Source organism: Klebsiella sp. 7-CIP_Kleb., assembly GCF_050378655.1.
GTDB classification, from domain to species: domain Bacteria; phylum Pseudomonadota; class Gammaproteobacteria; order Enterobacterales; family Enterobacteriaceae; genus Klebsiella; species Klebsiella quasipneumoniae.
The window spans coordinates 338,233-352,738 of record NZ_JBNRLJ010000003.1; the positions used below are offsets into that span (position 1 = coordinate 338,233).

General features: G+C 59.1%; 12 protein-coding genes and 1 pseudogene. 6 read left to right on the top strand and 7 right to left on the bottom strand.

All coding sequences use genetic code 11. The features are described from left to right. Positions 1-67: 67 nt before the first annotated feature. Positions 68-2,314, bottom strand: a complete 2,247-nt coding sequence (gene ptsP, locus ACQUTI_RS15080) for a phosphoenolpyruvate--protein phosphotransferase (protein ID WP_004205444.1) — start codon at positions 2,312-2,314, stop codon at positions 68-70. Between the two features lie 12 nt (positions 2,315-2,326). After that, positions 2,327-2,857: an RNA pyrophosphohydrolase gene (gene rppH, locus ACQUTI_RS15085; RefSeq protein ID WP_004205443.1), complete on the bottom strand. Its 531-nt coding sequence runs from the start codon at positions 2,855-2,857 to the stop codon at positions 2,327-2,329. A 453-nt stretch (positions 2,858-3,310) separates the two neighbouring features. Here rppH and ACQUTI_RS15090 point away from each other — a divergent pair. From ACQUTI_RS15090 to ACQUTI_RS15110, 5 genes and pseudogenes are all read left to right on the top strand, one after another. Then, positions 3,311-3,451, top strand: a pseudogene (locus ACQUTI_RS15090) (hypothetical protein); the annotation flags it as partial. 88 nt (positions 3,452-3,539) lie between these two features. Then, positions 3,540-4,235 (top strand): DNA mismatch repair endonuclease MutH, encoded by a 696-nt coding sequence (gene mutH / locus ACQUTI_RS15095; RefSeq protein WP_023319078.1) that lies wholly within the window; start codon positions 3,540-3,542, stop codon positions 4,233-4,235. 63 nt (positions 4,236-4,298) lie between these two features. Next, the gene (locus tag ACQUTI_RS15100) at positions 4,299-5,012 is read left to right on the top strand and encodes a TerC family protein (RefSeq protein WP_004205441.1); all 714 of its coding nucleotides are present in this window, start codon (positions 4,299-4,301) and stop codon (positions 5,010-5,012) included. Between the two features lie 123 nt (positions 5,013-5,135). After that, complete coding sequence (locus ACQUTI_RS15105) at positions 5,136-5,354, top strand: YgdI/YgdR family lipoprotein (protein ID WP_002915974.1); 219 nt, start codon at positions 5,136-5,138, stop codon at positions 5,352-5,354. 219 nt (positions 5,355-5,573) lie between these two features. After that, positions 5,574-6,614 carry an NADP(H)-dependent aldo-keto reductase gene (locus ACQUTI_RS15110; protein WP_004205439.1) on the top strand — a complete coding sequence of 347 codons (1,041 nt, stop codon included), beginning with the start codon at positions 5,574-5,576 and terminating at the stop codon, positions 6,612-6,614. Between the two features lie 198 nt (positions 6,615-6,812). Here the strand turns inward: ACQUTI_RS15110 and lplT are convergent, their stop codons facing one another. Continuing rightward, positions 6,813-8,006, bottom strand: a complete 1,194-nt coding sequence (gene lplT / locus ACQUTI_RS15115) for a lysophospholipid transporter LplT (protein ID WP_043520877.1) — start codon at positions 8,004-8,006, stop codon at positions 6,813-6,815. After that, positions 7,999-10,158 carry a bifunctional acyl-ACP--phospholipid O-acyltransferase/long-chain-fatty-acid--ACP ligase gene (gene aas / locus ACQUTI_RS15120; protein ID WP_004205437.1) on the bottom strand — a complete coding sequence of 720 codons (2,160 nt, stop codon included), beginning with the start codon at positions 10,156-10,158 and terminating at the stop codon, positions 7,999-8,001. The genes lplT and aas overlap by 8 nt, the downstream gene beginning before the upstream one ends. Positions 10,159-10,778: 620 nt before the next feature. Here aas and galR point away from each other — a divergent pair. Further along, positions 10,779-11,795, top strand: a complete 1,017-nt coding sequence (gene galR / locus ACQUTI_RS15125; RefSeq protein ID WP_002915981.1) for an HTH-type transcriptional regulator GalR — start codon at positions 10,779-10,781, stop codon at positions 11,793-11,795. Here galR and ACQUTI_RS15130 read toward each other — a convergent pair. From ACQUTI_RS15130 to ACQUTI_RS15140, 3 genes are all read right to left on the bottom strand, one after another. Continuing rightward, entirely contained in the window at positions 11,756-12,235 is a 480-nt protein-coding gene (locus ACQUTI_RS15130; RefSeq protein ID WP_017899241.1) for a GNAT family N-acetyltransferase, read from the bottom strand. The two genes, galR and ACQUTI_RS15130, sit on opposite strands and share 40 nt — an antisense overlap. Beyond that, positions 12,232-13,005, bottom strand: coding sequence for a GntR family transcriptional regulator (locus tag ACQUTI_RS15135; RefSeq protein WP_004205433.1), 774 nt, complete (start codon positions 13,003-13,005; stop codon positions 12,232-12,234). Before ACQUTI_RS15135 ends, ACQUTI_RS15130 begins: the two co-directional genes overlap by 4 nt. Before the next feature lie 67 nt (positions 13,006-13,072). After that, positions 13,073-14,500, bottom strand: a complete 1,428-nt coding sequence (locus ACQUTI_RS15140) for a glycoside hydrolase family 1 protein (protein ID WP_049004102.1) — start codon at positions 14,498-14,500, stop codon at positions 13,073-13,075. Positions 14,501-14,506 lie beyond the last annotated feature (6 nt).

Consider the following 14,506-nt stretch of genomic DNA (forward strand, 5'->3'; position numbering starts at 1 on the left):
TGTATGTTGCCGGATGGTGTGAACAGAGGATTCCCGGGTTACGGCTTTCGCCTCACCCGGGCTATCGCTACCGCCCGCCGCGGATCAGGCCGCCGAGACCGCGACGCTCCATAAAGGCCGCCACCTGATGGCGCACCTCGGCGGTCATCTGGGCTTCGAGGCTGCGACGAGACAGCTCCTGCGCCTCTTCGATATCGATGCGGCGCAGCAGATATTTCACCCTCGCCACCGAGCGGCCGTTCATCGACAGGTGGCGATAACCGAGACCGACAAGGATCGTCACGCACATCGGGTCGCCTGCCATCTCGCCGCACAGTCGCAGATCGATGCCAAAGCGCTCCGCGTCATGAGCGATCATCGCCAGCGCCCGCAATACCGCAGGATGCAGGCTGTCATACATGCTGGCGACCCGGGTATTGTTACGGTCGACGGCCAGCAGGTACTGGGTCAGGTCGTTCGTTCCTACCGAGATAAAATCGATCCGGCTGGCCAGCTGCGGCAGCATAAAGACCATCGACGGCACCTCCAGCATCACCCCCAGACGCGGACGCGGGATGGCGTAGCCGATCATCTCTTCCACTTCCCGACTGGCGCGGTCGATCAGTCGGCGGGCCTCATCGACCTCTTCCAGACTGGTCACCATCGGCAGCAAAATGCTGAGGTTGCCGGTGGCGGCGTTGGCGCGCAGCATCGCCCGCACCTGGATCAAAAAGATCTCCGGCTGATCGAGGGTGATGCGGATCCCGCGCCAGCCGAGGCATGGGTTCTCTTCACTGATCGGCATGTACGGCAGCTGTTTATCCGCGCCGATGTCCAGGGTACGCAGGGTCACCGGTTTGCTGTTAAACATCTGCAGCATGCCCTGATACTGGGCGACCTGCTCCTCTTCAGAGGGGAAGCCGCTCTGCAGCATAAAGGGAATTTCGGTACGGTACAGACCAATGCCGTCCACAAAACTGCCGAGCTTCTCTTCGTGCTCCGGGCTTAAGCCGGCGTTGAGCATGACTTTTACCCGCTCGCCGCTTTTCAACTCCGACGCACGCTGGAGATCGTCCTCCGCCAGGCGGCTGAGCTCGTTCTCTTCACTGATAAGGCGCTGATATTCCTGTAACAGAACAGGTTCAGGATCCACCAGCAGCTCACCGCGATAGCCATCGACAATCAGCGTATGGCCATGCAACAGCGAGGGCTGAATATCGGCGCCCATCACCGTTGGGATGCCAAGGGCCCGCACCATAATGGCGGCATGGGAGTTGGCGGCGCCATCGCGCACTACCACGCCGGCCAGGCGATCCTGCGGTACTTCGGCGAGGGTGGTGGCCGACAGCTCGTCCGCCACGAGGATAATGCGCGCCGGCCAGGTGTTGGGGCCCTGAATACTGTCGTCGAGATGGAACAGCAGACGCTGACCCAGCGTGCGCAGGTCGCCGGCCCGCTCTTTCAGATAGCCGTCGCTCAACGCGGCAAACTGTTCGGCGAACTTCTCAATGATCTTTTTGACCGCCCACTCGGCGACGGCGCCTTTGTCGACTTCGGCAAAGAGCTCGCGACGCAGGCGGGCGTCGGAGAGCAGGTGCGAGTAGAGATCGAAGATCGCCGCCGTCTCTTTTTGCGCGCCGGCGGCGTAGCGTTTGCTGTAGCGACGAAACTCGTTGGCCGCTTCTTCCAGCGCGCCGGTCAGGCGTTCACGTTCCGAGGCGGTATCCAGCGTCGAGGCTTCATACACCTGTTCCATCAGCGGCAGGCTGACGTCCATCCAGCCCTCGGCGATCGCCACCCCGGAAGAGGCCGGCAGCGCGCGAATGCGCGTCTGACGATACTGGCCAAACAGGGCGTTCAGCTGGGACTGGGAGAGGATCGCCGCCATCTGGGTGGCGAGGGTGACGAGGAAAGACTCCTCGCTTTCATCAAACTGGCGCAGCTCACGCTGCTGGACCACCAGCACGCCCAACAGCTGGCGGCGCTGGATGATCGGCACGCCAAGGAAGGCGCGGAAGCGGTCCTCTTTGACGGCGGGGATATACTTGAAGCTGGGGTGTTTTTGCGCATCGGCGAGGTTGATGGGCTCCGCCAGGCGGCCAACCAGCCCCACCAGGCCTTCATCGAATGCCAGCGCAACGGTGCGCCCGCGAGGTTTTTTTAACCCGCGGGTGGCCATCAGGTAATAGCAGCGTCGGTCATTGTCAGCCAGGTAAACCGAGCAGACTTCCGTCTCCATCGCCTGGCAGACATCTGTCACCAGAATATCCAGCGCCTCGTTTAAACGCGGCGCACTCGCGACCTTCTCGACTATTTCTCGCAACCGAGTGAGCATAATGTGCGTGGCTTAACCTCTTTTACGTCGATAAGCAGGCGCGCTTTGCGGCTTAGGGGCGCTCTCCGCCAGCGACATGGTTACGCTGGCGAACTCTTTCATCACCCGGCGGTAGACGTCGCGTTTGAACGACACCACCTGACGAACCGGGTACCAGTAACTCACCCAGCGCCAGCCATCAAATTCAGGCGTGCTGCTGGTTTGCATATTGATGTCCGCGTCGTTACCGATCAACTGCAAAAGAAACCACTTTTGTTTCTGGCCGATACAAACCGGCTTTGTGTCCCAACGCACCAAACGTTTAGGCAACTTGTAACGCAGCCAGTTACGGGTTGAGGCCAGGATCCGCACATCTTTACGGCTTAACCCGACCTCTTCAAACAATTCCCGATACATCGCCTGCTCTGCGGATTCTCCTGGATTTATGCCCCCTTGCGGGAACTGCCACGAGTGCTGACCATAGCGTCGGGCCCACATGACCTGGCCCTGACGATTACAGATTACAATACCGACATTTGGGCGGTAGCCATCGTCATCAATCACCGGACTACCTCAAGATAAGCTTCAATGTGAATGATTGTTTCACACTCGTCGGAAACGGTAAACCACTCTGTTCGCACACTGAGAACGGATAACATTTGAATAACTCACAGTAATTGCCAGAGTTATAAACAGCGAAAGCGCCCGACTGCCGATTTTATTCACTTTTTCTGTGGATAGAGTTGTGAAGAAGTACGGAATTAACCCGGGAAAACCCGGAGTAATCTGAACATCGCACCGCTAACACCTTATAATAATGATAGCATATTCATTAAGTTAGAATATATCCCTTTCACTTATTACAGCATAACGTGACGATCATCACACATACGATCCGCCGACTGATGAAAGATCGAACAATGTCGATTTTATCCACAGATTACGCGCAGGTCGCGGGCAGATTTTCTCAAAAAATTCGATTTTCGTCGCACGTCAAGGCTGTAAATCGAACCAGTAGTGGGGCTTTTCCCCAGTTATCCCACTTTTCTGTGGATAACATGGTGTAAGATCCTGTTTATTGTCAGTGACCAGTTCTGGAAAACCTGTTTTCATGGTTTTCACCCGCAGCGCAATGACCTTAAAAAGGCATATAAATCATGGGATTGGTATAGTTACTCAGAAAACGGTAAACTCTATCCACAACGCGCAAAATTAGCGCTCATTTTTTAGCCAAAGGTGTCGCCCTATGCCCGCTATCGCTCCTCTCTCCTCTCCGCCGCAAAGTCAGGAACAGCTGTTGGCCCAGGCCCGACAGCTGGCCGGCTATACGCTGGGCGAGCTGGCGGCGCTGGCCGGGATCCCCATTCCCCGCGATCTGAAGCGTGATAAAGGCTGGACGGGCATCCTGCTGGAGCTGTGGCTGGGGGCCAGCGCGGGCAGTAAACCCGAACAGGATTTCGCCGCGCTGGGGGTGGAGCTCAAAACGATCCCTATCGACAGCCGGGGTCGTCCGCTGGAGACCACCTTTGTCTGCGTCGCTCCGTTAACCGGCAATAGCGGCGTCACCTGGGAGAGCAGCCATGTGCGGCATAAGCTGCAGCGCGTCCTGTGGATCCCGGTGGAAGGAGAGCGCACCATTCCTCTGGCGGCGCGGCGCGTCGGCGCACCGCTGCTGTGGAGTCCGAACGAAGAAGAGGAGCGCCAGCTGCGCATGGACTGGGAAGAGCTGATGGATCTTATTGTCCTCGGTGAGGTGGAGCGCATTACCGCCCGCCACGGCGAGGTGCTGCAGTTAAGACCGAAAGCGGCCAACAGCAAGGCGTTGACCGAAGCCATCGGCGCCCGCGGGGAGACGATCCTCACCCTGCCGCGCGGTTTCTACCTGAAAAAGAATTTCACCGCCGCCCTGCTCGCCCGCCATTTCTTGTTACAACACGATTAATTTTTTGTTCTGCGTTGGGGCGTGCATATAATTGCTGCTTTCTATTTTGCAGGACTTTGAACAATGTTATTTGCATGGATAACCGATCCTAACGCCTGGCTGGCGCTGGGCACCTTGACGCTGCTGGAGATCGTGCTCGGGATCGATAATATTATTTTTCTCTCTCTGGTCGTGGCCAAGCTCCCCACCGCCCAGCGCGCTCACGCGCGACGGATCGGTTTAATGGGGGCGATGGTCATGCGCCTGGCGCTGCTGGCCTCTATCGCCTGGGTCGTTAAGCTGACCAACCCGCTCTTCACCGTCCTCGGTCAGGAGATTTCGTTTCGCGATCTGATCTTGCTGTTAGGCGGACTGTTCCTTATCTGGAAAGCCAGTAAAGAGATCCATGAGTCTATCGAAGGTGAAGAGGAGGGGCTGAAAACTAACGTTCACTCCTTCCTCGGCGCCATCGTGCAGATCATGCTGCTGGACATCATCTTTAGCCTCGACTCGGTGATCACCGCCGTCGGTCTGTCGGACCATCTGTTTATTATGATGGCGGCGGTCGTGATTGCGGTGGGGGTAATGATGTTCGCCGCACGACCTATCGGCGATTTCGTTGACCGTCATCCGTCGGTGAAAATGCTGGCGCTGTCGTTCCTGATCCTCGTTGGCTTTACCCTAATGCTGGAAAGTTTCGACGTCCATGTGCCGAAGGGATACATCTACTTCGCCATGTTCTTCTCTATTGCCGTTGAGAGTCTTAACCTGCTGCGCAATAAGAAAAACCCGCTGTAAACCACATAATTGCAGCCTGGTCACAGGCTGCAACCCTTTTTCAGACTTTACTGCTTTTTATGTCTCACAAATCAGGCTATTAATAGACGGGTATGGGGTGCAGCTACTCAAGAGGTGATGACGATGAAAAAATGGGCAGTATTGATTTCCGCCGTAGGACTGGCGTTCTCGGTTTCCGGTTGCAGCAGCGATTACGTCATGGCGACCAAAGATGGGCGCATGATCCTGACCGACGGTAAACCTACCGTGGATGACGATACCGGTCTTATCAGCTACGAAGATCAGCAGGGTAATAAAATGCAGATCAATCGTGACGACGTTTCGCAAATCATTAAGCGTTAATTTTCCCCGTCGGCCCCAGCCTCTGTTGACGCTGCGCTTACCGACAACCAGCCTTCTGAGAAGAGTCGGGACACACCAGGACACCGCGGGTTCCACCCACCGCCCCTCCTCGTCACCCGGCTTTTTTGATTTTTTACTTCCTCTTTTTCTCACCCTCTGCCATGTTGATACTCCTTTGTCGGGGAATGCCTGACCTTATAAATAAAAAGGAAGCTGGCTATGCAGTATCACCGTATCCCACACAGTTCACTTGAAATCAGCACCCTCGGGCTGGGAACTATGACCTTTGGCGAGCAAAACAGCGAAGCCGATGCCCATCAGCAGCTCGATTACGCAGTCGCCAACGGCATCAATCTGATCGATGTCGCCGAAATGTACCCTGTCCCGCCGCGCCCGGAGACCCAAGGGCTGACCGAAACCTACGTCGGCAACTGGCTGGCGAAACGCGGCAATCGCGAAAAGCTGGTGCTCGCCTCGAAGGTCAGCGGGCCCGCGCGTAATAACGACAGCAGTATTCGACCAAACCACGTCCTGGACCGGAAAAATATCCGCGAGGCGCTGCACGCCAGCCTGAAGCGTCTGCAGACCGATTATCTCGACCTGTACCAGGTACACTGGCCGCAGCGCCCCACCAACTGCTTTGGCAAGCTCGGCTACACCTGGGCCGACGCCGCCCCCGCGGTGACCCTGCTGGATACCCTCGAGGCGCTGACCGAGTTCCAGCGCGCCGGCAAGATCCGCTACATCGGCGTATCGAATGAAACCGCCTTCGGCGTGATGCGTTATCTGCACCTGGCGGATAAGCACGACCTGCCGCGGATCGTGACCATTCAGAACCCCTACAGCCTGCTGAACCGCAGCTTTGAAGTCGGCCTCGCGGAAGTGAGCCAGTTCGAAGGCGTGGAGCTGCTGGCCTACTCCTGCCTGGCTTTCGGCACCCTGACCGGGAAGTACCTCAACGGCGCGAAGCCGGCGGGGGCGCGCAATACGCTGTTCAGCCGCTTTACGCGCTACAGCGGCGAGCAGTCGCAGAAAGCGGTGGCGGCCTATGTGGATATCGCCCGACGTCACGGCCTCGATCCGGCGCAAATGGCGCTGGCCTTTGTGCGTCGGCAGCCGTTTGTCGCCAGCACCCTGCTGGGGGCGACGACCATGGCGCAGCTGCAGGCCAACGTGGAAAGTTTGCAGCTTGAGCTGAGCGAAGAGGTATTAGCGGAGATTGAAGCGGTGCATCAGGTTTATACCTACCCGGCACCGTAGCACGACCTGTCGACGCCAGCTTCTGGCGTCGCGTTGTTGCCCGGTGGCGGCTACGCCTTACCGGGCCTACGCTACCCAGGGCGGGTAGCCGCCTCAGTAGCCGCGGTAGCCCGGGTCAGGCGCAAGCCGCAACCCGGGGGTTTCTCTCTGCCGCGCGCCTGGCAGGGGCGACGATTTCAAGTCAACCGCGACGAGAAGTTATTTACGCCGCCCCCAGACCCACAGCGCGGCGATGGCCACAGCAAACACCGCGCCAAAGCCTATTCCCACAGCGACCGGCGGCACGCCCACGCTCACCGCCAGAGAATAGAGCCCCAGCATCAGCAGCATCGCCACGTTTTCGCCCAGGTTCTGTACCGCAATGGCGTTACCCGCCCCGACCGAATGCTTCCCGCGCTCCTGCAGCAGCGCATTCAACGGCACGATAAAGAAGCCGCCGAACACCCCGAGCAGCAGCAACAGACCGAACGCCGGCAGCAGCGACTGCTGCACGGCAAAGGCTATCACCGCGATACCGATCAAAATCCCGGCCGGCATACAGCGCGACACTGTCTCCAGGGTCACCAGCTTCGCCGCCGCCCCGGCTCCCAGTACAATCCCCACCGCCACCATCGCATTAAGATAGGTAGGCATGGCGTTGCTGGTAATGCCCAGCGCCACCGGCACCCAGATCACCAGCAGGAAGCGCAGGGTCACGCCAGCGCCCCAGAACAGGCTGGTGCCCATCAGCGAAAAGCGGGTTTCGCCGTTGCGCCACAGCGTGCGGCAGGCGCTGAAGAAGCTGTGCGTCATCGGCTTGAAACGCCATGACTGCCCCGGACGCGCCGCCGGCAGCCTGGGTATCCACAGGTTAGCCACCACCGCCCCACCGTAGACCAGCGCGCAGACGATCAGCGCCGCCAGCACGTGCCAGTCGGCGAGGATCCCGCCGGCCATGGAGCCCAGCAGGATCGCCGCGATGGTCGAGGACTCCATCAGTCCGTTAGCCTTCACTAACTTATCGCCGGTGGTCAGTTCGCCGAGAATGCCATACTTGGCCGGCGAATAGGCGGCGGCGCCAATCCCCACCAGCGTATAGCCGAGAAACGGATTCACGCCGAAGCAGATACAGCCGGCGCCAAGCAGCTTCAGGCCGTTGGCCACCATCATTACCCGGCCTTTGGCAAAGCTGTCGGCGAACTGGCCGACAAAGGGGGCAAAAAGGATGTAAGCGCCCACAAACAACATCTGCAGGACCGGCTGGCTCCACTCCGGATAATAGAGCTGCTTCATCAGCGCCAGGGTGGCGAAGAGAAGCGCATTGTCGCCGAAGGCCGACAGGAACTGGGCGCAGATCACCGCCATCATCCCTTTCGAATACAGCGACGGGTTAGTATGCACTGACTCACTCATGGGTTGTTTCCGCCTCGTCGACCATATTTTTCAGGGTGACATAGTCTGGCTTGCCGCTGCCGAGCACCGGCAGCTGTTTCAGCCAGCGTATATCGCGCGGCACCGCCAGCTCCGGTACGCCGTGCTGGCGAGCGTAGCGCAGCAGGGCTTCGCGAGTCAGTTCATTATCGGTGGTAAACAGCACCAGCGCCTCGCCTTTGCTGGCGTCCTGTTTAATCGCCGTGGCGTGCATTTTGTCCGGCGACGCGCCGAGGGCCACCTGCTCCACCATCTCAAGAGAGATCATTTCGCCAGCGATTTTGGCGAAGCGCTTCGCACGGCCCTGGATGCGGACATAGCCCTGCTCATCGAAAGTCACGATATCGCCGGTGTCATACCAACCCGCTTCCTTTTCACCGTGCTGATTTTCCGCCGTCGGCGCTTCCAGCACCCCGGGATTTTCCACCCGCAGGTAGCCTTTCATAATGTTCGGCCCTTTCAGCTGCAGTCGTCCCCCCTGCTCAATGCCAGGCATCGCCAGCAGGCGGGCGTCCATCCCCGGCAGAATCCGCCCCACGGTGCCGACCTTCGCCGCCATGGGCACGTTGATCGAGACCACCGGGGCGCACTCGGTCACACCGTAGCCTTCGAGAATACGCAGGCCGAATTTATCCTGCCACAGCTGTTTGGTGCTCTCCTGCAGCTTCTCCGCCCCGGCGACCACGTAGCGGAGACGATAGAAATCATAGGGGTTAGCGAAGCGAGCATAGTTGGCGAGGAAGGTCGAGGTGCCGAACAGCACCGTGCAGTTGCGATCGTAGACCAGCTCAGGCACCACGCGATAGTGCAGCGGGCTGGGATAGAGAAACACCTCCGCGCCGGTAAGCAGCGGCGTCAGCAGGCCGACGGTGAGGCCAAAAGAGTGGAACAGCGGCAGCGCCGACATAAAGCGGTCGTTAGCGGTAAAGTCGGCGATGGTTTTGATCTGCTCGACGTTGGCCAGCAGGCTTTTATGGCTGTGCACCACCCCTTTCGGGTTGCCCTCCGAGCCGGAGGTGAAGAGGATCATCGCCGCGTCTTCCGGCTGCTGCTTAACCTGCGCCAGACGCGGCGCCAGCAGATGGCCGAAAATCCACAGTTTGTCTGCGGGGGTGATATCGCCTTTGAGATCTTCCAGGAACACCCAACGCACCTGGGTCAGCTGCTCCGGCAGGTGCCAGAGCTTGCCTTTATCGAGGAAGGTGCGCGAGGTAAAAATGGTCTTGAGTTCCGCGGCGGCGATGGCGCTGCTGAGTCCTTTCACCCCGGCGGTATAGTTCATCATCGCCGGAATGCGCCCGCGGGCGATCGCGCCGAAAATCACCGCCGCACTGATGCCGGCGTTGGGCAGCATCAGGCCTATCTTCTCACCCTGCTGGCTATATTTTTCCAAAATGCGGGCGACAAACAGGGTTTTGGTCAGCAGCTTGCGATAGGTATCCGGCTGGAAGTTGATATCCTCCACGCAGGGTTTGCGCGCGCCGAAGCGGTCTTGCGCCGCCAGCAGCGACTCATACAGGGTTTCCCGCGGGCGCACCGCCATCCGGGCCTCCATCATGATCTGATGCAGCATTTCCCCGGCGATTTTGCGCCGGTCGCGGGCGCGCGGCGCCTCGGGCATCGGCAGATGGGTAGGCGGCAGCAGGTGCAGCTGAATCCGCGGGAACAGGCGACGCTTTACCAGCCCCTTCAGCCGGCTGAAGGGCGTCAGTTCAGCGCCTTCAATGCGCAGCGGCACGATGGTCGCCTGCGATTTGGCGGCGACAAAGGCGGCGCCGTCATAAATTTTCATCAGCGAGCCGCTGACCGAGATTCGCCCTTCCGGGAAGATGACCACCGGCCGCCCCTGTTCGATCAGGCGCACCAGATGTTTGATCGACATCGGCTTGGTCGGGTCCAGCGGCACAAAATCGATAATCGGTGTCAGCGCGCGCATAAACCAGCGCTGGCTGATTGAGGTATAGACGGCAAAAACCGGTCGGACCGGCAAAAACAACGCCAGCAGAATGCCGTCGAGGAAAGAGACGTGGTTCGGGGTAATTAAGACTTTTTGCTGGTGCAAAGCCTGCGTGTCGCCGGTCAGTCTGACCCGGTATAACCCCTTGAACAGCAGTCTGAAAAATCCCAATAGCATAACAACTCCATGTGACCGGTGATGAGTCAAAGCAGGTTACACGAGAAGGCGTGGGAAAGCAGTGCGGCGGGGGGATTTTCAGAATAAAAAAAACCTGCGCATCCGCGCAGGCTGGTGTAAGACGTCCAGTACGAAGAGCGTACCTGAGAAACTCACCTATCAATACCTCTGGGATCTCGATTGTCGCGTTTTTCGCCCGCTTCGGGCCAGCGGGAAAACGCAAGTGAGTGAGCCTAAGTGCAACCAGTTATTACGATTTTCGCTATCTGTAACAACGCCGGCGACGGGCAAAAAAAAACCTGCGCATCTGCGCAGGCTGGTGTAAGTAAAGTGGTCAACTTGACGTTGACTCCACCTATCAATACCTCTGGGAGAGCCAGAATATCAACCTGCTCGGCGGACAAACCAGCGAACATTCGCAACAGCGCATCGCAAAGTGTAAGCAAAGGTTTGTATTTCCCCGAGCCGGTTTCAATTACTGATAGCGTCAATGTAAACAGGTCACCGATAAGCCCGCTCTGAATCACATTTGCGCCATTCCTTCGCCGCCGCGCCTTGAATCTGCCGCTCTTTCCCGTAACATAGCAGTATGTAAACGCTTACCCTATAAAAGGCATGGTATGGCGACAATTAAGGATGTAGCCCGACTCGCAGGAGTCTCCGTCGCTACCGTCTCCCGCGTCATCAACAACTCTCCCAAAGCCAGCGAAGCCTCGCGTCAGTCCGTGGGCGCGGCGATGGAAACCCTCAACTATCACCCCAACGCGAACGCCCGGGCGCTGGCCCAGCAGTCCACGGAAACCGTCGGCCTGGTGGTGGGCGATGTCTCCGACCCCTTCTTCGGCGCGATGGTCAAAGCCGTCGAACAGGTGGCCTACCGCACCGGCAATTTTTTGCTGATTGGCAATGGCTACCACAACGTGCAAAAGGAGCGCCAGGCGATAGAGCAGCTGATCCGCCACCGCTGCGCGGCGCTGGTGGTGCACGCCAAAATGATCCCCGATGAGGAACTCGCCGGGCTGATGAAACAGATCCCCGGCATGGTGCTGATCAACCGCATCCTGCCCGGATATGAAACCCGCTGCGTGGCGCTGGACGATCGCTACGGCGCCTGGCTGGCGACCCGTCATCTGATCCAGCAGGGGCACACGCGTATCGGCTATCTGTGCTCAAACCACGATATCTCTGATGCGGAAGATCGCCTGCAGGGGTACTACGCGGCGCTGGAGGAGAGCGGCCTGCCGTGCAACGACCGGCTGGTCACGTTTGCCGAGCCGGATGAAAGCGGCGGCGAACAGGCGATGACCGAACTGCTTGGCCGCGGCCGCCACTTTAGCGCCGTCGCCTGCTATAACGACTCGATGGCCGCCGGCGCGATGGGGGTGCTGAACGACAACGGTATCGACGTCCCGCGGGAAATTTCGCTGATCGGCTTCGACGATGTCCTGATTTCGCGCTATGTCCGCCCGCGGCTGACCACTGTCCGTTACCCGATCGTCACAATGGCGACCCAGGCGGCCGAATTGGCCTTAGCCCTGGCGGAGCAGCGCCCGGCGCCGGAGATCACCCACCTGTTCAGCCCGACGCTGGTGCGCCGTCATTCGGTGGTGGCCCCGCAGGAAGGCGATAAGTCGTAGCGATAGAGATGCACGGCGGTGGCCGGGTAATCCAGCCCCTCGCCGATGTAGCGCCAGCCGAAGCGTTCATAAAAATCGCGGCAGGTGGAGTAGAGATAAAGCTCCTGATAGCCCGCGCGGCGGGCATAATCGATCACATGCCGCTGCAGCTGTCCGGCCAGCCCCTGACCGCGAGCGGCGGGCGCGACGTACAGCGCCGCCAGCCAGGGAAACAGATCCTGGCGGCTTATCAAATCGCATCGCCAGAGGCCAATCGTTCCGAGCAGTTGCTCCCCTTCTACGGCAATAAAGGTCAGCGGTAGCGCCTCCGCCGTCTGGCTATGCTGCACAATGCTGGCGAAAAATTCGCGCGGCAGCGCCTCGCCGCCAAAGGCCTGCCACAGCCAGTCGGTCACCTGCCGGGCGAACTGCGGCGCGGCGTACAGCGGCAGGATCGTCATACCAGCTTCCCCTGAAAAATCGGCACCGAATCGAACAGATAGCCATCAAAGTCCGGGGCGTCTTCATCGGACAGCTCTAGCAGACTGTTTTTGACGTTTTCCAGATGCTGCCACATCGCCTGCCAGGCGCCCATCACATCGCGACGCCGCAGCGCGGCGAGCAGCGTCTGCCGGTCGCCGAGCCACTTCAGCCGCCAGGCGCGGCTGGCAATATGCACATTGAACTGCTGCCACAGCGGGCTGCTGTCCATCTGCAGCCAGATCCGCTCCACCGTCGCCAACAGCATCTGGTTCTGCGTCGCACCGGCCAGCACCAGATGGAACAGGCGGGCGTTATCCTGGGCGGTATCGTTGAGAGCGATAGCCCGCTGCTCCTGCTCGATAATCCGCTTCAGATTGTCGATATCGGCGCGGGTGGCCATTTTCGCGGCAAAGGCGGCGATATTGCTCTCCAGCAGCTGGCGCGCCTGGAGAATTTCAAACGGACCGACGTCGCTGCTGAGCAACTGCTCTTCTTCGCTGTCGTTTTCATGCGGGATACGCATGACGTACACCCCGGATCCCTGACGGATATCCACCGTCCCCTGCAGCTCCAGCATCAGCAGCGCTTCGCGCACAATGGTCCGGCTGACGCCATAGGTTTCGGCAATATGGCGTTCCGGCGGCAAACGCGACCCGACCGGGTAGCGCCCCTGCGCAATCTGGGCGCGCAGGTCATCACCAATCTCCTGATAGGGCTTCTTTTCCGGCGGAATTATCGCTTTTTCCACAAAATCACCTGTGCGTTACATGCCTGCGAGTCAAATACGCCGCTATCTTAGCAAAGATTGCTCCCGGCTAGCGGTATTCATCGTCGATATCCAGCACCAGCTCACGCCGTTCGCCGAGCTGACGAAACCAGTGCGCCGAAGCTTTGGGCCGCCGGGCGCGATGGTTTTGCAGATCGATTTCGATTAGCCCGTAGCGGTTTTTAAAGGCGTTCATCGGCGACACGTTGTCGGTAAACGCCCACAGCATATAGCCCTGGCAGTTGGCCCCTGCCTCGCGGGCGCGCAGGGTGTGCCAGAGATGTTCGCTGATAAAACGAATGCGGTAGCTGTCATCGATGACGCCTTCGCGGTTACGGAACTGGCCTTCGTTTTCCACCCCCATCCCGCTCTCGGCCACGAACCACGGGATGTTGCGATAGTCATTTTTGATCCGCATCGCCATATCAAAGATGATTTGCGGGTAGATTTCCCAGCCGCGGGAGGCGTTCATCCGCCGGCCGGGCAGCTCAAACGGCTCATAATACCAGGCTGGATGGAACGGGGTATGCGGATGCCAGGCCCGCGACGGGGCTTTGACCCGGTGCGGATAGTAAAGGTTAATCCCCAGCTCATCGACGGTGTGCTCGCGGATAATCGCCAGCTCCTCCGCGCTGGCCTCCCACGTCACCTGATGCTGCTCAAGCAGCGCGAGAAGCGCCGGCGGCCAGACCCCGTGCACCAGCGGGTCGAGAAACATACGGTTGTAGAACAGATCGTAGATCTCCGCCGCGCGCAGGTCATGCGGGGCGCGGGAGCGTGGGTAGGTCACCTCCGGATTGAGGATGCAGCCAACGGTCCCGGGATAGCCGAGTTCGCGAAATCGCTTCACCACGCAGGCGGTCGCCAGCACCTTATGGTAGTTCCACTGCATCCAGGTGCTGGTGTTCTGCTCATAGGGCCAGCGCAGGGCATCCAGATAGACCCGGGTCTGCACCACGATCGGCTCATTAAAGGTAAACCAGCGGGTTACCTTCAGGTGGTAGCGGGCAAAGACCTGCTCCGCGTAGCGCACAAACAGCTCAACCACTTTTTTCGACCCCCAGCCGCCATACTTTTCCAGCAGATAGCCCGGTAATTCGTAATGCTCAAGGCAGATCATCGGCGTAATGCCGTTGGCCAGTAGCGCATCGAACAGCTGGTCGTAATAGGCCGCATACTCCTCATCCACCGTGACGTTTTCATAGTCGATCAGAAAGCGCGACCAGTTGATCGAGGTGCGGTAGTGGGTCAGCCCGGCCAGCTTCATCAGCTGCACGTCTTCCTGAAAGCGGTTAATAAAATCGGTAGCCACCGCTGGGCCATAGCCGTTATGCCAGACGTGGCGGTCGTTTTTGTACCAGAGATCGGGCCAGGAGTCCTGCCCCGGTTTTTTCCCGCTCCAGCCCTCGGTCTGCCAGGCGGAAGCCGCCGCGCCAAGGATAAAATCATCGGGAATGGTCATCCGTACGGTAGTCATAGGCTC